Source organism: Shewanella kaireitica, assembly GCF_023284045.1.
Lineage (GTDB): Bacteria > Pseudomonadota > Gammaproteobacteria > Enterobacterales > Shewanellaceae > Shewanella > Shewanella kaireitica.
The window spans coordinates 303716-326437 of sequence record NZ_JAKIKQ010000004.1; the positions used below are offsets into that span (position 1 = coordinate 303716).

General features: G+C 44.2%; 22 protein-coding genes. 20 read left to right on the forward strand and 2 right to left on the reverse strand.

Translation table 11 applies throughout. The features are described from left to right. The first annotated feature begins 2 nt into the window (after positions 1-2). From fliO to L2730_RS08525, 18 genes are all read left to right on the forward strand, one after another. Positions 3-377 carry a flagellar biosynthetic protein FliO gene (fliO, locus tag L2730_RS08440; RefSeq protein WP_020911692.1) on the forward strand — a complete coding sequence of 125 codons (375 nt, stop codon included), beginning with the start codon at positions 3-5 and terminating at the stop codon, positions 375-377. Then, the gene (gene fliP, locus L2730_RS08445; RefSeq protein WP_020911693.1) at positions 374-1123 is read left to right on the forward strand and encodes a flagellar type III secretion system pore protein FliP; all 750 of its coding nucleotides are present in this window, start codon (positions 374-376) and stop codon (positions 1121-1123) included. Before fliO ends, fliP begins: the two co-directional genes overlap by 4 nt. 7 nt (positions 1124-1130) lie before the next feature. Further along, positions 1131-1400: a flagellar biosynthesis protein FliQ gene (gene fliQ / locus L2730_RS08450; RefSeq protein ID WP_020911694.1), complete on the forward strand. Its 270-nt coding sequence runs from the start codon at positions 1131-1133 to the stop codon at positions 1398-1400. A gap of 67 nt (positions 1401-1467) precedes the next feature. Beyond that, positions 1468-2268, forward strand: coding sequence for a flagellar biosynthetic protein FliR (gene fliR / locus L2730_RS08455; RefSeq protein ID WP_248974169.1), 801 nt, complete (start codon positions 1468-1470; stop codon positions 2266-2268). 57 nt (positions 2269-2325) lie between these two features. Beyond that, entirely contained in the window at positions 2326-3459 is a 1134-nt protein-coding gene (gene flhB / locus L2730_RS08460; protein WP_248974170.1) for a flagellar biosynthesis protein FlhB, read from the forward strand. Between the two features lie 520 nt (positions 3460-3979). Beyond that, a complete protein-coding gene (gene flhA, locus L2730_RS08465; protein ID WP_248974171.1) occupies positions 3980-6079 on the forward strand; it encodes a flagellar biosynthesis protein FlhA in 2100 nt (699 codons plus the stop codon). A gap of 11 nt (positions 6080-6090) precedes the next feature. After that, positions 6091-7491, forward strand: a complete 1401-nt coding sequence (flhF, locus tag L2730_RS08470) for a flagellar biosynthesis GTPase FlhF (protein ID WP_248974172.1) — start codon at positions 6091-6093, stop codon at positions 7489-7491. Between the two features lie 4 nt (positions 7492-7495). After that, a complete protein-coding gene (locus L2730_RS08475; RefSeq protein ID WP_248974219.1) occupies positions 7496-8377 on the forward strand; it encodes a MinD/ParA family protein in 882 nt (293 codons plus the stop codon). Beyond that, a complete protein-coding gene (locus L2730_RS08480; RefSeq protein ID WP_248974173.1) occupies positions 8370-9089 on the forward strand; it encodes an RNA polymerase sigma factor FliA in 720 nt (239 codons plus the stop codon). The genes L2730_RS08475 and L2730_RS08480 overlap by 8 nt, the downstream gene beginning before the upstream one ends. A gap of 37 nt (positions 9090-9126) precedes the next feature. Further along, the gene (gene cheY / locus L2730_RS08485) at positions 9127-9510 is read left to right on the forward strand and encodes a chemotaxis response regulator CheY (protein WP_012143382.1); all 384 of its coding nucleotides are present in this window, start codon (positions 9127-9129) and stop codon (positions 9508-9510) included. Positions 9511-9523: 13 nt separating this feature from the next. Further along, positions 9524-10261, forward strand: coding sequence for a protein phosphatase CheZ (locus L2730_RS08490; protein WP_248974174.1), 738 nt, complete (start codon positions 9524-9526; stop codon positions 10259-10261). Positions 10262-10274: 13 nt separating this feature from the next. Continuing rightward, positions 10275-12473, forward strand: coding sequence for a chemotaxis protein CheA (locus L2730_RS08495; RefSeq protein WP_248974175.1), 2199 nt, complete (start codon positions 10275-10277; stop codon positions 12471-12473). A gap of 93 nt (positions 12474-12566) precedes the next feature. Further along, a complete protein-coding gene (locus L2730_RS08500) occupies positions 12567-13709 on the forward strand; it encodes a protein-glutamate methylesterase/protein-glutamine glutaminase (RefSeq protein ID WP_248974176.1) in 1143 nt (380 codons plus the stop codon). Then, positions 13702-14439, forward strand: a complete 738-nt coding sequence (locus tag L2730_RS08505) for a hypothetical protein (RefSeq protein WP_248974177.1) — start codon at positions 13702-13704, stop codon at positions 14437-14439. Before L2730_RS08500 ends, L2730_RS08505 begins: the two co-directional genes overlap by 8 nt. A 63-nt stretch (positions 14440-14502) precedes the next feature. After that, on the forward strand, positions 14503-15294 hold the full coding sequence (locus L2730_RS08510) for a ParA family protein (RefSeq protein WP_248974178.1): 792 nt from the start codon (positions 14503-14505) through the stop codon (positions 15292-15294). Further along, entirely contained in the window at positions 15278-16195 is a 918-nt protein-coding gene (locus tag L2730_RS08515) for a chemotaxis protein CheW (RefSeq protein WP_248974179.1), read from the forward strand. The genes L2730_RS08510 and L2730_RS08515 overlap by 17 nt, the downstream gene beginning before the upstream one ends. Positions 16196-16554: 359 nt before the next feature. After that, on the forward strand, positions 16555-17046 hold the full coding sequence (locus tag L2730_RS08520; protein WP_020911709.1) for a chemotaxis protein CheW: 492 nt from the start codon (positions 16555-16557) through the stop codon (positions 17044-17046). 185 nt (positions 17047-17231) lie between these two features. Further along, positions 17232-17636 carry a DUF2802 domain-containing protein gene (locus L2730_RS08525; protein WP_248974220.1) on the forward strand — a complete coding sequence of 135 codons (405 nt, stop codon included), beginning with the start codon at positions 17232-17234 and terminating at the stop codon, positions 17634-17636. A 228-nt stretch (positions 17637-17864) separates the two neighbouring features. Here the strand turns inward: L2730_RS08525 and L2730_RS08530 are convergent, their stop codons facing one another. Together L2730_RS08530 and L2730_RS08535 are read right to left on the reverse strand one after the other, a co-directional pair. Continuing rightward, positions 17865-18173: an EscU/YscU/HrcU family type III secretion system export apparatus switch protein gene (locus L2730_RS08530; RefSeq protein ID WP_248974180.1), complete on the reverse strand. Its 309-nt coding sequence runs from the start codon at positions 18171-18173 to the stop codon at positions 17865-17867. An 83-nt stretch (positions 18174-18256) separates the two neighbouring features. Continuing rightward, on the reverse strand, positions 18257-19867 hold the full coding sequence (locus L2730_RS08535; protein WP_248974181.1) for a hypothetical protein: 1611 nt from the start codon (positions 19865-19867) through the stop codon (positions 18257-18259). Between the two features lie 231 nt (positions 19868-20098). Here L2730_RS08535 and L2730_RS08540 point away from each other — a divergent pair, with 231 nt between their 5' ends. Both L2730_RS08540 and L2730_RS08545 read left to right on the forward strand, forming a co-directional pair. After that, positions 20099-20863 (forward strand): MlaA family lipoprotein, encoded by a 765-nt coding sequence (locus tag L2730_RS08540; protein WP_248974182.1) that lies wholly within the window; start codon positions 20099-20101, stop codon positions 20861-20863. A gap of 102 nt (positions 20864-20965) precedes the next feature. Beyond that, positions 20966-22072, forward strand: coding sequence for a response regulator (locus tag L2730_RS08545; RefSeq protein WP_248974183.1), 1107 nt, complete (start codon positions 20966-20968; stop codon positions 22070-22072). The last annotated feature ends 650 nt before the right edge of the window (positions 22073-22722 follow it).

Below are 22722 nucleotides of genomic sequence, written 5' to 3' on the forward strand. Positions count from 1 at the left end.
CAATGAGTTTTCAGCTTGCATTAGCTAGTCTTGGCACGGTTGCCGCAACTGCGGAAAAATCGGCAGCGCCTTCAAGTGTTGCCACACTTGCCAGTATGGTCGGAGGGCTGATTGTTGTCCTGCTATTAATTTTTGCTCTTGCTTATATGGTGAAACGACTTAATTTGGTACCCAGCAGCCAAGGTGTGTTGAAAACACTGGCTGTTACACCACTGGGCCAAAAAGAGAAGCTAGTACTCGTAGAAGTTGACGGGCAACAGTATTTACTTGGGGTTACCCCGCACCAAGTTAATTTAGTTGATAAGCTTAGTGATCCCGTTGAGATCTCCACTGACTCCTTTGCGAGTCGTTTACGTCAAGCGAAGTCGTCCCGATGATAAAATGGATTGTGTTATTTGGCGGCCTCGCGCTGTCATTAATATCCCCTACAGTGTTAGCTGAAACGGGAATTTTACCTGCAGTAACTGTATCAACGGGCGCTGATGGTTCTACGCAGTATTCGGTAACCATGCAGATTTTACTGCTGATGACCGCGCTGAGTTTTATCCCTGCAGCTGTCATTATGTTGACCTCGTTTACCCGTATTATTGTGGTTTTGTCGATTTTGCGTCAAGCAATCGGTTTACAGCAAGCTCCCTCGAATCAGATCTTAATCGGCATTAGTATGTTCATGACATTTTTTATTATGTCTCCGGTATTCGATAAGATTTATGAACAAGCGGTCAAACCTTATATTGAGCAGGGAATGCCTATTCAGGATGCTTTTAATACAGGTAAAGGGCCGCTGAAAGATTTCATGCTATCCCAAACTCGGTTAACTGATTTAGATACCTTTATCGAAATTTCCGGATACCAAAATATCAATGAACCGGAAGATGCGCCAATGAGCGTGATTATTCCAGCTTTCATAACCAGTGAACTGAAAACAGCATTCCAGATAGGCTTTATGCTATTCGTGCCATTTTTGGTGTTAGATTTAGTGGTCGCCAGTATCTTGATGGCGATGGGTATGATGATGTTATCGCCTATGATTGTCTCTTTGCCGTTTAAGATCATGCTATTCGTACTTGTTGACGGGTGGAGTTTAGTGATGGGCACGTTAGCTAACAGTTTTGGGTTGTAGGTAGCGTATGACTCCTGAAGCACTGATTGATATTTTTAGAGAAGCCTTAGCGGTTATTGTGACGATCGTTTCAATGATCATTGTGCCAGGGCTGATTGTTGGCTTGATTGTGGCGGTATTTCAGGCGGCAACTTCAATTAACGAGCAAACATTAAGTTTCCTACCGCGCCTGCTAACAACTCTTTTAGGCTTAATGCTGATGGGCCATCTGCTGGTACAAACGATGATGGAGTTTTTTATGCAGATGGTCAATATGATCCCTCAGGTCATCGGTTGATCATGCTATTGCAACTGTCTGAACGGCCTCTGTTACAGCATCAGCATTCAAGCACTGTGCTGTAATTATGAATATCTTACTTGATACCATAATGGGTGGGATTGCTGGCTACATGTGGCCATTAACACGGATCTCCAGCATGTTTATGGTGATGGCGGTATTTGGTGCTAATACCACTCCGTCGCGGGTTAGATTGTTGTTATCTCTGACTGTCACAGCTGCCGTAGTGCCAGTGCTACCGCCAATGCCTGATATAGAGCTATTCTCCTTGAGCGCCGTGTTTGTCACCTTTCAGCAGATCATCATTGGCGTTTCCATGGGTTTTTCAACCTTGCTGTTAATGCAGACGTTTGTGTTAACCGGGCAGATCATCGGTATGCAGACCAGTCTAGGTTTCGCCTCCATGATAGACCCAGGTTCCGGACAACAAACACCAGTCGTTGCTAACTTCTTTCTTTTGCTCACAACCATGATATTTTTGGCGGTAGATGGGCATCTAATATTAATCAAAATGGTGGTGGCGAGTTTTGATTCAATTCCTGTATCAATGGAAGGTCTGAGCCTCGCAAGTTATCGTATGTTTACCGAATTTGTCGGTTATATGTTTGGCGCTGCGCTGACCATGTCGCTATCGGCCATCGTGGCGCTATTGACGATCAACCTCTCTTTTGGGGTAATGACGCGTGCTTCACCACAGCTGAATATTTTTGCCATTGGTTTCCCTGTAACCATGGTTAGTGGCTTGTTTATCCTGTGGTTAACATTGACCCCAATCATGGCTCACTTTGATGAAGTGTGGCGTGAGGTGCAAATTCTGCTATGTAATGTTCTTGAACTACAGTGCAGCTTAGATGGTGCACTTAATTGATGTTATTGCTGACGAAATTTATCTTAGCCATATCTCAAGTCATGATGGAGGGCTGTCATGGCTGAAAATGACAGTAGCCAAGAAAAAACAGAGGAAGCAACCTCCAGAAAGTTGCAACAGGCTAAAGATAAAGGTCAGGTTGCACGCTCCAAAGATTTAGGAACCTCAGCCGTTCTTATTGCCGCTTCAGTTGGGCTTGTTATGACCGGGCCAAGCATTGCGAAAGCGATGCACACCATTATGACCAACCTATTTACCTTAACCCGTGATGAGATCTTTGATACTCGGCAGATGATGAATATCTGGAGCATGGTGGGCAGTGAATTAGCAGCGCCTTTGCTAGGTTTTATCTTATTACTCGCTGTGATTGCCTTTGCTGGTAACGTGGCGTTGGGGGGGATGTCTTTTTCTGCCAAAGCCTGTATGCCCAAACCGAGCAAAATGAGCCCTGTTGCAGGTCTAAAGCGTATGTTTGGCGTACAAGCTGTGGTTGAACTCACCAAAGGTATTGCTAAGTTTTCGGTGGTAGCGATTACCGCCTTTCTAGTTTTGAAAATATATTTGAATGATATTTTAATGTTGTCTCAAGATCATCTTCCCGGCAATATTTATCATGCATTAGATCTGGTTTCATGGATTTTCATCTTACTGTGTGCATCGACGTTTATTATTGTTGCTATCGATGTACCTTATCAAATTTGGCATCACGCCAAACAGTTAAAGATGACTAAGCAAGAAGTTAAAGATGAATACAAAGATACCGAAGGTAAGCCCGAAGTTAAGGGGCGTATTCGTCAGTTACAACAAGAGATGGCACAAAGGCGAATGATGGGCGAGGTGCCTAATGCTGATGTCATCGTGGTTAACCCTGAACATTATGCAGTGGCGGTCAAATATGATGCTGCTAAATCAACTGCACCGTTCGTGGTGGCTAAAGGGGTGGATGAAGTGGCCTTTAAAATCCGCGAAATTGCCCGAGAACATGATGTAGCTATTGTAACTGCACCGCCTTTAGCCCGTGCTATTTACCATACCACCAAAATAGATCAAGAGATCCCTGAAGGGCTATTTACTGCGGTAGCGCAAGTGCTTGCCTATGTATTTCAATTGCGTCAGTACCAAAAAGGTAAAGGCCGCCGCCCCAATGCTATTCCAACAAAGCAACCCATTCCTGATGAGCTAAAATACTGAGCAGGCCATCAAATTATAGGCTTGAGATTACGGCCTTGTAATGAAGTCTCATTTTAAAGCTTGAAGTGTATAATAAATAAGCACTTACTTGGCTTTCCATTCTTTGCTTATTCTTTTCAGGTTATAGTGTGCACGCTCTACAATGTGAGCAGGTCGTCTCTATTGGTTTTGTTACTGGCTAATGTTTTATACCAATTGCATTAAAATTTTGACCATTCAGCGGGAATTCAAAACGCTGTAGGCAAGTAATGGGATTTGAGCTAATAGTTATTCTATATCCAAATCTCATAGCGAAGCATACAGTGTTTTGAAACCCGCACTGCGTGAGCCGCTCAGTCTTTCCACTTCTGCTTTGCATTGGCTTAAAAGGGAATAACCATTTCTTTACCAATGCGCTTTGAATTGAAAAGACTGAGGGGCTCTGAACTGGTCAAATACTTAATGCAATTGGTATTAATACAACTTTTGGTACTAAATTTGCAGTACAGCCAATAGGCGTCAAAGATTGGACTTAGGGTGAATGGAATTTAACGCAAGACTTGGGCAATTAAAACAATTAAAGCCCGCACATTTTAAAGGAGTGGGTACCCCTTTACTGGTTTTAGCCGCACTGGCTATGATCATTTTACCCATGCCTGCCTTTCTGCTGGATATTCTGTTTGCTTTCAATATCGCCCTTGCATTAGTTGTGCTACTTGTTGCTATCTATAGTGACCGGCCGTTAGATTTCGCCGCTTTTCCCAGTGTATTGTTAGTTGCCACATTGCTGCGACTAGCACTAAACGTAGCCTCCACCCGCGTTGTATTGCTAGAAGGTCATAATGGCGGTGACGCTGCAGGTAAAGTGATTGAGGCGTTTGGCTCGGTAGTGATTGGTGGTAATTATGCTGTTGGCCTAGTGGTATTTTTAATCCTAATTATCATTAACTTCGCAGTAGTTACTAAAGGTGCTGGGCGTATCTCTGAAGTTAGTGCTCGCTTTACCCTTGATGCGATGCCAGGTAAACAGATGGCTATTGATGCCGATTTGAATGCAGGGCTGCTTAGTCAAGAGGAAGCGCGTGCAAGACGCGCCGAGGTAACCCGTGAAGCTGATTTTTATGGTGCGATGGACGGTGCTTCAAAATTTGTAAAAGGTGATGCAATTGCAGGGATATTAATCTTGGTGATTAACATTCTTGGCGGTTTCGTCATTGGTATGGCTCAGCATGGGCTTAGTTTTTCCGATGCTATTGAGATTTATACGCTACTGACCATTGGTGATGGTCTTGTTGCACAAATACCTGGTCTTTTATTATCAATCGCCGCCGCCTTAATGGTGACTCGTCAAAATGAATCTGGCGATATGGGCGAAATGATGATGAGTCAGATGTTTGACAGCCCGAAGGCTCTGGCCATTGCTGCAGCAGTGATGTTTGTGATGGGCATAGTGCCTGGTATGCCTCATTTTGTGTTTTTATCACTGGCGGCTATTGCCGGAGCCTCAGCCTATTTCATTAACAAGAAGAAAGAGACTGACCGAGAACGTGCCTTGGAACTGGCTAAATCTGGACCTGTCGAAAAACGTGATGCCCAACCTAAAGAGCTTAGCTGGGACGATGTTCAACACGTTGACACAATTGGCCTTGAAGTGGGTTATCGCTTGATCCCACTCGTTGATAAAGGCCAAGGCGGCGAACTGCTTGGCAGAATTAAAGGGGTGCGTAAGAAGTTATCTCAAGAACTGGGTTTCTTGGTGCCAGCGGTGCATATTCGTGACAATTTAGACTTGTCGCCAAATGCATATCGGATCTCGCTAATGGGGGTTTCCTCTGGTGAAGGTGAAATTCGTCACGATTGCGAGCTTGCGATCAATCCAGGTCAAGTATTCGGTAAGTTAGAAGGTATCGAAACCACCGATCCTGCTTTTGGTTTGGAAGCGGTATGGATTGCTCCAGAGCTCAGAGAGCATGCTCAGACCTTAGGTTACACAGTTGTAGACTCTGCGACGGTAGTGGCCACTCACATCAGTCAATTACTGACTAATAATGCCTCCAAGTTACTCGGTTACGAAGAGGTGCAGCAGTTACTAGATATGCTCGCTAAGAGTTCGCCGAAATTGGTTGATGGCTTTATCCCTGATGTTATGCCGCTTGGCACAGTGGTTAAGGTCATGCAGAACCTGCTTAATGAAGGCGTATCGATTCGAGATATGAAGACCATAGTGCAGACATTATTAGAGTACGGACCTAAGAGTGCCGATACCGAAGTGCTCACTGCAGCTGTGCGAATAGCCTTAAAGAGAATGATCGTTCAAGAGATCAGCGGGCCTGAACTCGAGATCCCTGTCATTACTTTGGCGCCAGAGTTGGAACAGATGTTGCATCAGTCTATGCAAGCAACTGGAGGTGACGGTCCTAATATTGAGCCAAGCCTTGCAGAGCGTATGCAAAAGTCACTGGTTGATGCCACACAGCGCCAAGAAATGGTCGGTCAACCAGCAATTTTATTAACATCAGGCATGCTACGTTCAACATTATCAAGATTTGTTAAGCATACGATTCCAAACCTGAGGGTGATCTCCTATCAAGAGGTACCTGATGAGAAACAGATACGCATCGTATCCGCTGTTGGACAGTAGAGGGCGAATAATTGAAGATTAAAAGGTTTTTAGCAAAAGATATGCGCTCGGCCCTAGCTCAAGTTAAAGAAACTTTGGGCTCTGATGCTGTCATCATGTCGAATAAAAAAGTCACTGGCGGAATAGAAATCGTCGCGGCTGTGGACTATGACGATCCTAAGCCTCAAATTGCGGCAACGGCGCCGTCTCCTGCTGCCTTTACAGACCTAAGTGATGAAAAAGTGACACTTGGGTCGCGAGCGAATGTAAAATCAGAGTCTCGTGCTAACCCAACGCCAGCGCCAGATTCACTACAAGCGCTGCTTGAACGTCAACAAAGCAGAGTAAACCAGCACACTTCAGCTACACGTAGCGAAGAGCTCGATATGCCCGAGTGGGCTAAAGGTTTACAGGCACAAGTTGCTAAATCGAAAGAGCCTGCAAAGGCGGAATTTACCCCGAATAGAGCGCCGGACAGTTTTGCACCACAGAAACAAAATAGCAGCGCTGAAATGGATGCGATGAAAGAGGAGCTAGCGTCAATTCGTAGCTTATTGACCCATCAGGTTAGCACCTTAATGTCTGAGCAAAAGAAGCGCACGGATCCTGTGGGTGCGATGTTAGAGAGCAAGCTGTTAGAAGCTGAGTTCTCACCTGCCGTTGCCAAAAAGCTGTCAAATTTGAGCGAACATTATTCTCCGGCTGAACTGGTTGCTTCATTGCCGCGCAGTTTAGCCAATATGTTAGATAACCAAGGCGACGACATTGTTCGTCAAGGTGGTGTGGTCGCATTTGTTGGACCAACAGGTGTTGGTAAAACCACGACTGTTGCCAAATTAGCCGCTAGATTTGCCGCGCATCATGGTTCAGATCAAGTTGCATTGATTACGACGGACCATTATCGCATTGGAGCCTTTGAGCAATTGGCAACTTATGGCAAAATAATGGGATGCCCAGTTAAGCAGGCTCATGATTTTAATGAGTTAGAACAGATTTTGTATCAGTTTAGAAACCGTAAGTTAGTTTTGATTGATACGGCAGGTATGGGCCAGAGAGATCTGCGTCTATTCCAGCAACTCGATAATTTGACAGCAAATAGCGCAATACCTATTCGTAGTTATCTGGTAATGTCTGCAACAGGCCAGCGTCGAGTACTTGAAGACGCCGTAAAACAGTTTACCCGTATCCCGCTTTCTGGCGCGGTACTGACTAAGTTAGATGAATCAGTGTCTTTAGCGCCAGCGCTAAGTGTACTGATCCAAAGTGGGTTACCTTTGAGTTATGTGACTGATGGACAACGCGTTCCTGAAGATATGCAAGTGGCTGACACGTTAGCTTTAGCCAACCGAGCATTAGCCGTGTTAGATAACCAAGAATTAGAACCATTACAGAACAGTGAGCGGTCACGAGAAATGACCCATGCATTTGAGTAAAAACATGACTCCCGATCAAGCAAGTGGTTTACGTATGATGAATCAGCCAAATAATGAAAAAGTAAAAGTTATCGCCGTCTCTGGTGGTAAAGGTGGCGTTGGTAAAACCAGCGTATCAATTAACACCGCCGTAGCGTTAGCCGAAAAGGGCAAACGCGTGCTCGTTTTAGACGCCGATTTGGGTTTAGCCAACGTAGATGTGATGTTAGGTTTGCGCGCTGAGAAAAATTTATCTCATGTTTTGTCCGGAGATGCCGAATTAGATGATGTCATCTTAAGAGGACCAAAGGGCATTGGGATCATTCCGGCAACTTCGGGTAGCCAGTCAATGGTTGAACTGACTCAAGCGCAACACGCAGGTTTAATCCGCGCGTTTAGTGAAATGAGAACCCAGTTTGATATTTTAATCGTTGATACTGCCGCCGGGATCTCAGACATGGTGCTCAGTTTTTCTCGGGCATCGCAAGATGTATTAATCGTTGTTTGTGATGAACCAACATCGATAACCGATGCTTATGCACTGATTAAAATTTTGAGTCGCGAACACGGTGTGTTCCGTTTTAAAATTGTTGCTAACATGGTGCGCAGTTTACGCGAAGGTATGGAGTTGTTTGCCAAGTTAAGTAAAGTGACGGATAGATTTTTAGATGTTGCGCTTGAACTGGTTGCTACCGTGCCTTTCGATGAGAATTTACGTAAGTCAGTAAGAAAGCAAAAGCTGATTGTTGAGGCGTTCCCTAAGTCTCCCGCTGCCATTGCTTATCACGGACTTGCGAACAAGATATTGAGTTGGCCGATACCTTCTCAACCTGGTGGACACTTGGAGTTCTTCGTAGAACGATTGGTCCAACGTCCTGATTATAAAGAGGATAAATCAGGTGAATAAAGCGGCCGCGTATACTAGTTTAGATAATAAGACCTCTATCGTTGAACAGTATGCACCGCTAGTAAAAAGAATTGCCCATCATTTATTGGCGCGCTTACCGGCGTCAGTGCAGTTAGATGATTTGCTGCAAGCGGGTATGATGGGGCTGTTAGAGGCATCATCAAAGTTTGATGGCAGTAAAGGCGCGAAATTTGAAACCTTCGCAGGGATCAGAATTCGCGGCTCTATGTTAGATGAGATAAGACGTGGTGATTGGGTACCGCGATCAGTACATCGCAATCAGCGCCGAGTTGCGCAAGTGATTGATGAGCTAGGGCAAGAGCTTGGTCGTGATGCACGAGATCCAGAGATAGCAGAGCGATTAGAGATGTCGCTCGATGAGTATTACAGCATTCTAAATGATGTATCAGTGGGCAAAGTTGTTGGCATTGAAGATTTAGGTGTCGCGGTTGATGTGGTTAACCACGAAGACAATCATGATGATGTGGCTTATGAGTCGCTGGCTGAAGTTGAATTTCATTCAGCATTAGTGGCGGCGATAAAACTATTACCAGAACGTGATGCTCTGGTATTGTCACTGTATTACGATGAAGCATTAAATTTAAAAGAGATTGGGGCCATTCTTGAGGTCAGTGAGTCTAGAGTTAGCCAGATCCATAGTCAGGCGATGCTAAGACTCAAGGGTAAGCTCAAGCACTGGACGCAAGCATAACAATAAACACTAAAAAATAAGTTCCGCGGAGGAAACCTTGGACAAGAATATGAAGATTCTTGTTGTTGATGACTTTTCAACAATGAGACGTATCATCAAGAACTTGTTGCGAGACTTGGGATTCAACAACACTCAAGAAGCAGATGACGGTTCAACAGCCTTACCTATGTTACAGAAGGGCGATTTTGATTTTGTCGTAACCGACTGGAACATGCCAGGAATGCAAGGTATTGATCTCTTAAAGGCGATACGTGCCGATGATGAGCTAAAACACTTACCTGTATTGATGGTAACGGCTGAAGCGAAGCGTGAGCAGATTATTGCAGCAGCGCAAGCTGGTGTTAACGGTTACGTAGTTAAGCCTTTTACCGCAGCCACGCTTAAAGAAAAGCTAGATAAAATTTTCGAGCGACTAGGTTAAGCAAGGATGAGCAATGCAGCAAGATACTTCAGGGCTCATTACTCTCGAGCAAGCTGAGAGCCTCGTCGCGTTACTTCGCGACGGCGAGCAAGCAAAAGCCGATGAATTGGTGAGAGAAATAGCCTCACCGATCCAAAAAGAACTCTTTGATGAAGTTGGCCGTCTAACCCGCCAGCTCCACAGCGCAATTGTAGACTTTCAAGTGGATAACCGCCTGATTGAACTTGCCAATACTGAAATCCCAGATGCTAAAGAGCGCTTGACCTACGTCATTGATATGACGGAACAAGCAGCAAATAAGACCATGGATGCGGTAGAAGAGTGTTTACCTTTAGCTAATGCCTTAAGCAATAATATTCAAGCGGTAAAACCTGCGTGGGATAAACTCATGCGCCGAGAGTTACCGCTGACTGAATTTAAAGCGTTATGCCATGATATTCAGCAATTTGTTGAAAGAAGCGAATCGGATGCGAACCGAGTAAGAGAACTTCTTAATCAAATATTGCTAGCACAAGATTTTCAAGATCTAACAGGCCAAATGATCCGCCGAGTGATTGATCTCGTCAGAGAAGTTGAGAACAGCTTAGTATCGATGTTGACAGTCTTTGGTGAGCAACCAGCAACTGCTGATGAAAGCGCACCATCGCGAGATGTTGAAGCCGAAGGTCCTATTATGAACGCAGAAAAACGTCAGGATGTCGTGACGGGTCAAGATGAAGTTGACGATCTGCTTTCGAGTTTAGGTTTTTAAGGGAGTCAAAAGAATGTCCTTTGATGTTGATGAAGAGATACTGCAGGACTTTTTGATTGAAGCTGGTGAAATTTTAGAGCTTCTACAGGAACAACTGGTCACGTTAGAAAATAATCCTGACGATACCGATCTGCTTAACGCCATTTTTAGAGGCTTTCACACCGTAAAAGGTGGTGCAGGTTTCCTCAGCTTGACACCAATGGTTGATGTCTGCCACGAAGCAGAAAATACCTTCGATCTTTTGCGTACGGGCAAGCGAGATGTTAGCGCCAACTTGATGGATGTAATCCTGCAAGCTGTTGATGCTATTAACTCTATGTTCGCCGAAACTCAAGCCGGTCAACCTCAGTCCCCAGCAGATCCCGATTTGCTAGCGCAACTAAAAACACTCAGTGCTGGGCAATTGCTGCCGTCTGAGATGGCAGATACTCAAGCGAGTGTTGCCGAAGTAGAAAGTGTCGCGGTAGTTGAAGAAGCACCCGTTGTGGAGCCGATTGCGCCACAAGCCCCCGTTGCTACGGAAACTGCCGATATGACCGCTGGCGGCAGTATCGATGACATCAATGACGCAGAATTTGAAGCATTACTCGATGCATTACACGGCAGTGGCAACGGACCAGGTGTTGATGCTCCGGCAGGTAATGTTGATGCTGCACAAAGTTCTGATGACATTACCGATGATGAGTTTGAATCTTTATTGGATGAGCTTCATGGCTCAGGCCAGTTTAAGGCGCCTGCTGCTCCGGCAGTGATTGAAGAATCTAATCATGTTGTTGACTCTGATGAGATAACCGATGACGAGTTTGAACGTTTACTTGATGAGTTGCATGGTTCAGGTGCAGCACCTGCTGCGGTAAATGTAGATAAATCGGCAGAAGTTGAAACCACTGCTGCTCAAGCGCCAGTGGTTCAAGCGATCACGACATCACAACAAAAATCCGTTACCGCTCCTGTTGCTAAAGCTGAAGTTAAGGCGGAAGCAAAGCCTGTTGCTAAATCAGCGCCCAAAGCCACAGGCAATAATATGCCGCAAGCTGAAACAACAGTGCGCGTAGATACTTCAAGACTCGATCAGATCATGAACATGGTTGGTGAGTTGGTATTAGTTCGCAATCGATTATTAAGTCTTGGGATCTCACGAGATGACGAAGAGATGTCGAAGGCTCTAGCCAATCTAGACCTAGTCACAGCCGATCTTCAAGGCGCAGTAATGAAAACCCGCATGCAGCCAATTAAGAAAGTATTTGGCCGTTTCCCGCGTGTTGTCAGAGATTTAGCTCGTAGCCTTAATAAAGAGATTGATCTTGTTATGGTGGGCGAAGATACCGACCTTGATAAGAACTTAGTTGAAGCGTTAGCTGATCCACTGGTGCATTTGGTGAGAAACTCAGTCGATCATGGCATTGAAATGCCTGATGACCGTGAAGCTAGTGGAAAAACTCGTAGCGGAACGATTACGCTGTCAGCAAGCCAAGAAGGCGATCATATCCTACTCAAAATTGAGGATGATGGCGCAGGAATGGATCCTGAACGGCTTAAAAATATCGCTATAGATCGCGGTGTGCTCGATGAAGATGCAGCAGCGCGTATGACCGACGAAGAAGCTTACAATTTGATCTTTGCGCCTGGTTTCTCAACCAAGGTCGAAATATCAGACATATCCGGTCGTGGTGTCGGAATGGACGTGGTTAAAACACGGATCACCCAGTTAAACGGCACCATCTTTATCGACTCGCTTAAAGGCAAAGGCACGCGCTTAGAGATTAAAGTGCCATTAACCCTCGCTATCATGCCAACATTAATGGTTGAAGTGGCTGAGCAAGTGTTTGCATTGCCTCTGTCTAGCGTGAATGAAATATTCCACTTAGACCTGACTAAAACCAATGTGGTCGATGGTCAACTAACTGTCATTGTTCGTGATAAAGCCGTACCGCTGTTTTATTTAGAGAGCTGGCTCACCCGAACTCAAACTGGCGGGATCCATGGAGATAGGCAGCATGGCCATGTGGTTATTGTGCAATTAGGCACGATGCAGATAGGCTTTGTTGTTGATTCGCTTATAGGACAGGAAGAAGTGGTGATTAAACCACTCGGCACCTTGTTACATGGTACCCCAGGAATGGCTGGGGCTACAATTACCTCCGACGGTGGTATCGCGCTGATTTTGGACGTTCCAGGATTACTAAAGCACTACGCACGCAATAAAGGCTAACGTCTTATTGATGGGACAAGAAGAAAGTTTATTTTCGACTTGTCCTTTTTACGTGGTGCGAAAGCAGGAACCCCATGCGTTATAGGAATTTAAATGGGCATTAAAGTACTAGTTGTCGACGATTCAAGTTTTTTTCGGCGACGCGTTAGTGAGATTGTCAGTCAAGATCCAGAGTTAGAAGTGGTTGGCACTGCGGTCAATGGTGCAGAAGCTGTTAAGCTGGCGGCAGAACTTAAACCGCAAGTGATAACCATGGATATTGAGATGCCCGTGATGGACGGGATAACAGCGGTTAAGCAGATAATGGCCAGCAGTCCTGTGCCAATTTTAATGTTTTCATCATTAACCCACGATGGCGCCAAAGCAACGTTAGATGCGCTTGAAGCGGGTGCACTAGATTTTCTGCCCAAACGATTCGAAGACATTGCCACGAATAAAGACGACGCTATTGCATTATTGCAGCAGCGCATTAAAACATTAGGTCGGCGCCGTTTATTTAGGCCTTCTGTTCGTCCTTCATTAGCAACGGTAAAACCGCGAACAACTGCGGCTCAAACGGTGCCTTTAACCCGTGCAGCAGCTTCTAATGTACCTGTGCAGTCACAGCTGGCAGATAAACCGAGCAGTCGTTCGACCGCTGTTACTCGTGCAAGTGGTAAGAAGTATAAGGCTTTACTTATTGGTACCTCGACTGGCGGACCGGTAGCGCTGCAAAAAGTGTTAACCCAATTGCCGGCAAATTACCCGCACCCGATTTTACTTATTCAGCATATGCCTGCTGCATTTACTCCTACGTTTGCCACTCGTTTAAATAGCTTGTGCAAAATTGAAGTAAAAGAAGCACAAACTGGCGATCAACTACGTGCGGGATGCGCTTATCTGGCACCTGGCGGTATGCAGATGATGCTTGAGCGTAGCGGTAGTTTTGGTCGTATTAAAGTACTCGCTGGCAAACCAGAGATGAACTATAAACCCAGTGTTGATATCACCTTTGCGTCAGCATCTAAGTTATTGGGGGGTGATGTATTAGCGGTAGTGCTTACAGGTATGGGAGCAGACGGTCGCGAAGGCGCTCGTATGCTTAAAGCTGTTGGTGCCAACATTTGGGCGCAAGATGAAGCAAGCTGTGTGGTGTACGGTATGCCGCAAGCCGTGACAAATGCAGGTATAGCGACTAAATCGATTAGTATTGAGCAGATGGCTGAGTCAATCCTCAAAGAGACAGCACATGGCTAATAAACAACGGCAATATGATTGTAAAGCTAACAGCAAAGGCGCGGTGAATACTGTGTCATTGTTGGTGATTTTTTTACTCAGTATTGCCGCTTTTGTTTTAGGCTCACTTTATTTTGAACTCAGATACAAGAACCAATTACTGTTAGATGAAGTGGCCGAGTTAAAAGATAGCCAAATATTGTTTATGGTACCCGATGAACAAGCTGAGGTCATGGCTAATTGGATGGCGGAAAACCCGGTGTTTGTAGAGTCATTTGTCGCTCGCGCTCGCGGGGGAGAGCTGACATCAATGCCAATCGGTGATGGCAGTGTTGAGCAGCTCATTCAAACCTCTATAGAGCAATCTGTTCACTCCGATGCCGCGAATAACCTTGCCACGGATAAGAAAAAAAATAGTCGCCCATTTGCTCCTTTATCTATTGATTCAGATGAAGCTACAGAACCGTCGAGTCACAATCTTTTAATGCAACAGGGTAACTCCTCTAACGCGAGCAGTGAGTTAGTTACGGCTAAGCTAAATGGCAAAAGGCAAGAGATTAATATAACTGAAGATAAAATGTTAATCGCGTCGAGTGATATGACAGAGCAAAGCCCCAATGGAGCGGCCGAGGAGATGACATACACTCTCCCAGACAAAGCGCAGATGGTTAACATTACTGAAGAGGGCGTTAAGTTAATAAGTCTGCCCCATGGCGGGATCAGGATCACAACTCGAGCGTTGGAAGAGTAGCAGTTAGCTAAGTGTGAGTTAAAGTCTCTCAAAGACGGTGGCGTAGCCATCATAAGGATCATTTTGAAAATTTGGACCATAGCAAACCAGAAAGGCGGCGTTGGTAAGACAACGACTGTTGCTAGTTTAGCTGGCGCATTTACCAAGCGTGGTAAACGAGTGCTCATGGTCGATACCGATCCTCATGCGTCATTAGGTTATTACTTGGGGATCGACAGTGAAGAGTTACCGAGCTCTTTGTATGATCTGTTCTTAGCCAATACCAAGTTAACCAAAGACACTATTGGCAATTATATTGTGCCGACCAACGTGCCTGATCTCGATTTAATCCCTTCTACAATGGCATTAGCGACGTTAGACCGTAGTCTCGGGCATCAAGAAGGCATGGGGCTAATTTTAACTAAAGCGCTAGCGCTTTTAGAGGACCAATACGATGTGGTTCTTATCGATTGCCCGCCGGTTCTTGGCGTGTTAATGGTAAATGCGCTTGCAGCTAGCCAGCATATTATCGTGCCTGTTCAAACTGAGTTCTTGGCGATTAAAGGACTGGATAGAATGGTTAAAACCATGATCCTGATGGGACGTTCAAAGAAAGTCGAGTATAGCTATACAATCGTGCCAACCATGTTTGATAAAAGAACTCGTGCGGCCACAGCGGCCTTGGAACAGCTGAACCAAGATTATAAAAATAAGCTCTGGTCTGATGTTATTCCAGTAGATACTAAATTTAGAGATGCAAGTTTGAGCCATTTACCCGCTTCACATTACGCTCCGCGCAGCCGCGGCGTAAAAGCTTACGACAGACTACTCGATGACTTGCTTGCGAAGGACTTCTCCCATGTCAAAATTGGTTGATGACGCAGTCAGTGATTACTTCACTTTATTGTTAACTGACGATGCCGCTGAGGTCGCTTGTGTCGAACCAGTAATGCCAATGGCCAAAGGTCAGCCTTACAGGCAGCAGCAAGCTCAATCAAAGGCTGAAGTTAAAGAGTATGCGGTTAAAGAACGGGTCAGTAGCCAAGCGTTGGAACAACTGTTAGCGCCGGTATCTGCTGCCGAAAAAGAGCAAAGTTCAGTTGTGATTGAAAAGGTTGAAAAGGTTGAAAAACCTCAAACTAAAAAGGCCCAAGTTGAATCAAAAATACTTGGAGACAGCGACACCATAGCCGCGCTAGGTGATTCACTGGTCCAGGAGTCTGTGACGGAAGCGCCCAAAGCAGAAGTGATTGAGGATAATCAATCGCTTAATCTTAAGCAGATTAAAAAGTCTTCGCCGCCTCCTAGCATTACAAAAGATTTGATAGAGCAATTGGATGACGAGTTTCAAGTGCTTTTCTTTAAAGTTGCTGGGCTAACGTTAGCAGTGCCTTTAGTGAGTTTAGGTGGCATCGTGAACCTTGAGCGCATAAATCACTTAATGGGGCGACCCAGTTGGTACTTAGGCGTACAGCAGCACCGAGAGTCTCAACTTAATGTGGTAGATACTTGCGCTTGGGTAATGCCTGAAAAATACGATGACTTAGCGCAAAACGTTAACTATCAATATATTGTGGTACTGCAAGATAGTAGCTGGGGCTTAACCTGCGAGTCATTGGTTAACACGGTGAAAATACATAAGTCACAAGTTAATTGGCGCAGCCAAGCGGGCAAAAGACCTTGGCTTGCTGGGGTAGTAAAAGAGCAGATGTGCGGTATTTTAAATGTTGATGCGTTAATCGCTATGCTCGATTCAGGCCTTGGCAGTCAAGGCTAGCTCTTGGTTACTAAGAGTCGCCAAGGTGCTAGGTTGGCAAAATTTGCAATTGCTCGTTTAGAAAAAATACCAAATGCCGATAAAGTGCATAGGTTTGTAGTATTTCGATATTAAAGTAATTGGTTTGAAGCGCATAGAAAGATATGCTTATACCAATCATATTAATAGGTGTTCAGAAATAGCGCAGGAAAAACACTTGAGAACAAGGCAGGAATTTTTGATAAGTAGTTATTCTACAATTAAAATTTTTAACGACGTTATCGAGTATTTTAACAAGCTAGAGTGAGCAGTTATTTACTACGATTGGTATTAATATAATATTTAAATAGATAGTCACAGAACTATTGATTGAGGCGATTATGACAAGTTCAAATAGTGTAGCCGTAGCGGCTGGCAATGATGATGCAGTGTTACAATGGGTGACTTTCAAGCTAGATAATGAAACATATGGCATCAATGTGATGCAGGTTCAAGAAGTGCTGCGTTACACCGAAATCGCACCTGTACCGGGTGCGCCGCATTACGTACTTGGGATTATCAATCTGCGTGGTAACGTTGTAACGGTTATCGACACGCGTTCTCGCTTTGGCCTAGCGTCTGCAGACGTCAACGATTCGACACGTATAGTAATCATCGAAGCTGAAAAACAAGTTATTGGTATTTTGGTTGATAGTGTTGCAGAAGTTGTCTATTTACGTCGGTCTGAAATTGATAATGCGCCAAATGTTGGCACAGAAGAAAGCGCTAAGTTTATTCAAGGCGTGAGTAATCGCGATAGCGAACTGTTGATCTTAGTTGACCTTGATAAGTTACTCTCTGATGAAGAGTGGATGGAACTGACACAGATCTAGTCGCGTACAGTTTAGGCTGTTTAAGCTGGGATGGAAAAGCTAAGACAGTCTAAATAAGTATAGGAAGCTAGAATAAAATTTTGGCGTCTGTGGGTCTACGAACGTTCCGCTAGCCTTAAGCGGGGCGTTTGTTTTAGTTTTGCATGTTTGCCTTCACCCCCTTTAATTGAAAAGAGCCATAAATGATTGCTGAAGAGATTTTAATCGGTACTGCGTTACTGTTTGTGGTGTTATCCATTGGCTCAGTTGTGCTTATCAGTAAGCAAGCTAAAAAGCTACGGGCGAAAGTCGAAGCGCTAACATTATTGGTCAAAGATGGCGATAAGCAAAGAGAAGCGGTAAAGCGTGAACTGCAAGAGCTTAGGAGTGGCACTATTGGGGTTGGCCGCAGGGTGCTGGAACTCGAAAAGAAGCTGCAGCAGCAAGATGCCAAGCTTGAAGAGACAAATCAGCAAGATCCACAAGCTAGATTGTATTCCAGAGCGATGAAAATGGTCGACTTAGGCGCAGGTATTGACGAGCTTATTCAAGAATGTGAATTGCCTAAGGCTGAAGCTGAGTTATTGATCCGCTTACATAGGAAGTCATAAAGCCGCTGGTCATCTCACTTTGAAGGCGTTTCGCTTGTTGGAAAACCAAGCGATTAATAGCAAGCAACGTTTTAGTGTCAGATGGTCACTTACGCATTTCTAGCACTTAACACTTAACACTCAGAACTCAGAACTCAGAACTTAGCACTTGAACCTCTAATATTCACCCCAAACTTTTGTTACTGTATAGATATTGCTTGTTTGCCTAAGCATTTCTTTGCCGAGCCGCTAAACTTCCTCCATGATCTTTTCATGCATACCATTCCACTTTTCAGGAAATTTACCGTCTAGTACATAGGCAAAAGCAATTAGCTCTGCGATAAGTAAATAGAGCTCCTTAGGAATAGCCTCACCAACATCCATTTTTTGTAAAAACTCGCATAGGTGCTCGTCTTTATGGATGAAGATCCCAGCTTCTTCGGCAAGCGCAATCATCTCTTGCGCTAATTCACCTTCGGCTTTTGCTGAAATATTTGGCGCTGTGCCTTGATCGTATTTAACTGCCACAGCCTTGGTTGACTGCTCATGCCGACTCATTGGCTTCTCCCTTTATATTCATATTGGTCAATCTATTCGACGCATGTTTATAGCTGCTATTAGATCTGGATTCACTTTTACTGTTAGACCTTTACTTTTACCAAGTAATGTTCACCCGGTAGTAAAGTTGCGGGTACCGCTTGTTTTTGGGTGTTTATTGCCACTACCGATAGACCCAATTGCTCAATCTTACTGGTGAGTTTAGGGCTGAGTAGTTTTACCTTATTCAATAGATTTTGACTGTCACTGGCAAAATCAACGGCAATACGTAAAGCATTATCAAGTGGCTCCAGGCCACTTGCTTTAGCTGTAATGATAAGTGGACTTGCTGAAAGGTTGAATTTTAGTCTCAGCTTCCAATGGTTAGCACTCTCTTGTGGGTCATTAGATTGTTCAAAGTGGCCTTCAAACTGCTCTTGGTAGTGATTGATAGAATAGGGCAGAGCGAAATACCAATGGTTAATACCGTCAACAACACCTGATTGATGTTGATACAGGCTTAGGTTATTGAGCAGTGCTCCCAAGGGTTTATGAATCTCTGTGGCTGCGAGTATCGATAATATTTGTGGAGAGAGCCCTAAGCGCCTTTGCAAGGCTGCCAATCTATTTGTTAACTCAGTGCTTAGAGGCGCTGTAGCGCGCTCCATTGCACTTTGGCCTATTAATAGTTGGCAGACTAGGCTCAAGGTATTTATATGGCTTGGTGTACCTGCTTGCCAGTTTGATGGATTAATATTGAGCGAATTAAGGCTAAGTAGTGCTTGTTTTAATTTCTTGGGTTCACTCAGCGATAATAGCGACTCAGGATTGAGCATCGGCAGTCGCTTGAACATCTCACTTGCTAGGCTTGATGTTGGCAAGCTTTGTTTAATAGATGTTCTGGGAAGACTCCCCGCTTTTGCTAATGCTGAGGTGAGAAAGTTTTGTGGATCTTGTGTGCTCTTTTGCTTGGCAATATCTACTGGCAATTTAGCAGTCAATGAGCTTGATTCAGCGATCTGCGGCAGCGGTGTACTTTCTAGCTGGGAAAATAGTGTCTTGTACTGGTGATTGACGTTGGTTTTACTGTGACTTAATGCCTCAGACTGCGGCGCAGTTTCTACTGTTTCCTTATTACTGCTATGAGTATTGTCCAGAGTTACTGGTATTTTTGTCAGGATCGGTGTGAACTTAACAAAGAGCTGCTGTGCTCGAGTTTTCACTGCCACTGAATACTCCCCACTAGCTAATGAAGCCAACATGGGAAGGGTTAGCTTGGAGCCATTATTAAATTGTAATTCGGAACCTGAAACTTTTGCATTTGGTAGCAAGTAACCTTCACTCTTATTTCCAAGTTTGACTAATTTTCGCTCGGAGACATTATTGCGATTAGCTAGCGCAAGCATCGCTTTTGGCATTGGGAAATAGAGCGCTTGGCCTAAGGTAAGCAGTTGCATTTGAACGGTATTACTGACGAGAGCGCTTTGCTGCACTATATTCAATAGGAATGCTTGAGCCTTAGCAAACTGTTGTGGGCTTAACGGCGTTGCTAATTTTACGTTATATGTATGACCTGAAAAGTGCACTTGTACACCATTTTTATTAAGTGTAGCGGTAACCGGGATCAGTGACGTTGGCCGAGCTGATAGCGGTACTTTCTCGGGCGCAATCGCGCTACTTGCATGACTTAAAGCTGAATGGGTAATGTTATCCAAAAGAGAGCCCTATTTTATCCAATTAAATAGACATGTTTTATCACAAAATTATGTTTGATCTTATTGTGTTACTGAGTATCCTTAGCAGTCTTACTGGAATTTTATAACTTTGTTAGTCGATAACCTTAGATTAAGCCCTATTACACGGTCTTATGACTGTATCGGCAGCAACATACAAAGGCTTTAGCGAAACAAACAGTAAGAAATACAGACCTATTCAAAGAGACAATTATGAAGTGTAAATGGATTGTGCTTTCTCTGGCGATACTTGGGTTTTCTACCATAGCTGCAGAAGCTGACATCAAGGAAGGTGAGAGCGTCACCGTCACCTATAATGATCCTCGAGACCCCATAGAAGGGTTTAACCGAGCGATGTGGGATCTCAACTATTTGTATATGGATCGATACTTTTATCGACCTGTAGCGCACGGCTATAATGATTATATCCCGCGTCCAGTTAAAACTGGAATTAACAACTTCGTGCTTAACCTTGAAGAACCTAGCAGCATCGTCAATAACACATTGCAAGGTAAATGGGGTTGGGCTGCGAATGCTGGTGGGCGTTTTACCGTCAATACCACTCTTGGGTTACTCGGCGTTATTGATGTTGCTGAAATGATGGGGATGACACGTAAGCAAGATGACTTTAATGAAGTGCTCGGTTATTACGGTGTGCCCAATGGCCCCTATTTCATGGCGCCATTCTTTGGACCTTATGTTACCAGAGAACTCGCCTCTGATTGGGTTGATGATCTATACTTCCCATTATCAGAGCTGACATTCTGGCAGTCAGTGCTAAAGTGGGGCCTTAAAAATCTGCATAGTCGAGCATCAGCAATTGATCAGGAGAGGTTGGTTGACAATGCTTTAGACCCATATACTTTTGTTAAAGACGCGTATTTTCAACACATGGACTACAAAGTATATGATGGTGATATTCCTCAGAGCGAAGATGACGATGAACTGCTTGATGAATATATGCAGGAGCTTGATTAAATAATGAATTTGTCGGCAATTAATACTAGAAAGAGCCGACAATAAGCGGAAACATTGAAAACAAGGATGTGAGTTTACGCTGTTGTGAGTTAAGGACAGCAAATGGCGCTAAAAGAATTAACTATTCTGCTGGTGGAAGACGATCCCGTTTTCCGCAAGATTGTTACGGCCTTTTTAGAGAGTCGAGGAGCGATTGTTCACGAGGCTGATAATGGTGAACTCGGTTTAAATTATTTTAAAAAGCAACGCTTTGACGTTGTATTAGCAGATTTAAGTATGCCAAAGCTTGGCGGCTTAGAAATGCTGAAAGCTATGAATCAATATAGCCCTGGCACGCCCTCGATTATAATATCGGGTAATCAAGCCATGTCAGATGTAGTCGATGCGCTTAGACATGGTGCAAATGATTATCTTGTAAAACCCGTCGCAGACCTTTTTGTTATCGAAAACGCTATCAAAGAATGTGTTAATGGCACACTAGAAGAGTCATTGCAGTTTGACGAATTAGAGTCTCTGTCTTATCTGGAACTCAATCAAAACCTTGAACTGTTAGCGCAAAGCGAGCAAGCAGCAAAAAGTGTACAGCAGCAATTATTCCCCCCAAGCCGCATAGAGTATTCTAAGGCTCAGATAGACTACAGTCTATTTAACACCAATGAAGTTAGTGCTCATTTTATTGATACGGCAATGCTCGATGATTCGCACATTATGATGTATATGGCGCACTTTTATCCTCACGACAACCGCGCGGCATTTGCTAGCGTACTGTTAAAGAGTTTTGTGAATCATAAACTAAAGCGTTATCGCAATAAATTATCTCAGGTCATCACAGAGCCCTACAACATGCTCACCTATCTCAACGATAGAATGTCCAAGTCTGGTTTAGATATATATGTTGATATGACTTATGTGGTGATTGACTTGTCGAGTTATCGTGTTGCAATAGCTCAAGCTGGCAGCGAGTTTCGCTGTTACCTTCGCAACAGAGAAGGGCTAGCACCACTTGCTATCGCGGACTCTATGCAACTAGGTGTCAGTGATTGGGGGGCGCCTTCAGTACAATTTCGTACATTAATGCCCGGTGAACAGCTTTGTATTTTAACCAATGTTAGTGAGCATAAACTTCAACTGCTCAATAATGAGTTTCATGGGCTTGTGCACGACGAGAATATGCCAGCAGGTGGGTTTATCCAGCTAACTGCGACTTAGAAAAGAGAATAGGTTCTAGCGTCGCGTTAGTAATCCCATCAAATATTGCCGAGGGAGAAGAAGGGCAAAAACCAAAAGAGTCTGCTCGGTTTATGTATTTTCAAAAGAATCTGTAGCAGCGTTAACTCGAATATGTAAAAGCGGTTAACAGATAAATCGCTAGCTCTTTTAATGTTATACCAATTGCATTAAAAGTTTGACCATTCAGCGGGAATTCAAAACGCTGTAGGCAAGTAGTGGAATTTGAGCTAATAGTTATTCTCGGCTCTGGCATCCAGCTTCGCTCTCGATAATTGCTCCTGCATTATTCTACCTTCGACCATCCTTGGTCTCGTACCTCCTAAATCTGACCGCCAAGGAGGGCCGGAATGTCTTATTTTGTATGGAACAAAATAGACCATTTAGTCGTATATCCAAATCCCATAGCGAAGCATACAGCGTTTTGCCAATTTGTTTAACCTCAGCCGCACTACGTGAGCCCCTCAGTCTTTCCACTTCTGCTTTGCATTGGCTTAAAAGGGAATAACCATTTCTTTACCAATGCGCTTTGAATTGAAAAGGCTGAGGGGCTCTGAACTGCTCAAATACTTAATGCAATTGGTATTATAGATACAAAAATGCCTCGTAGTAATACGAGGCATTTAAATTCT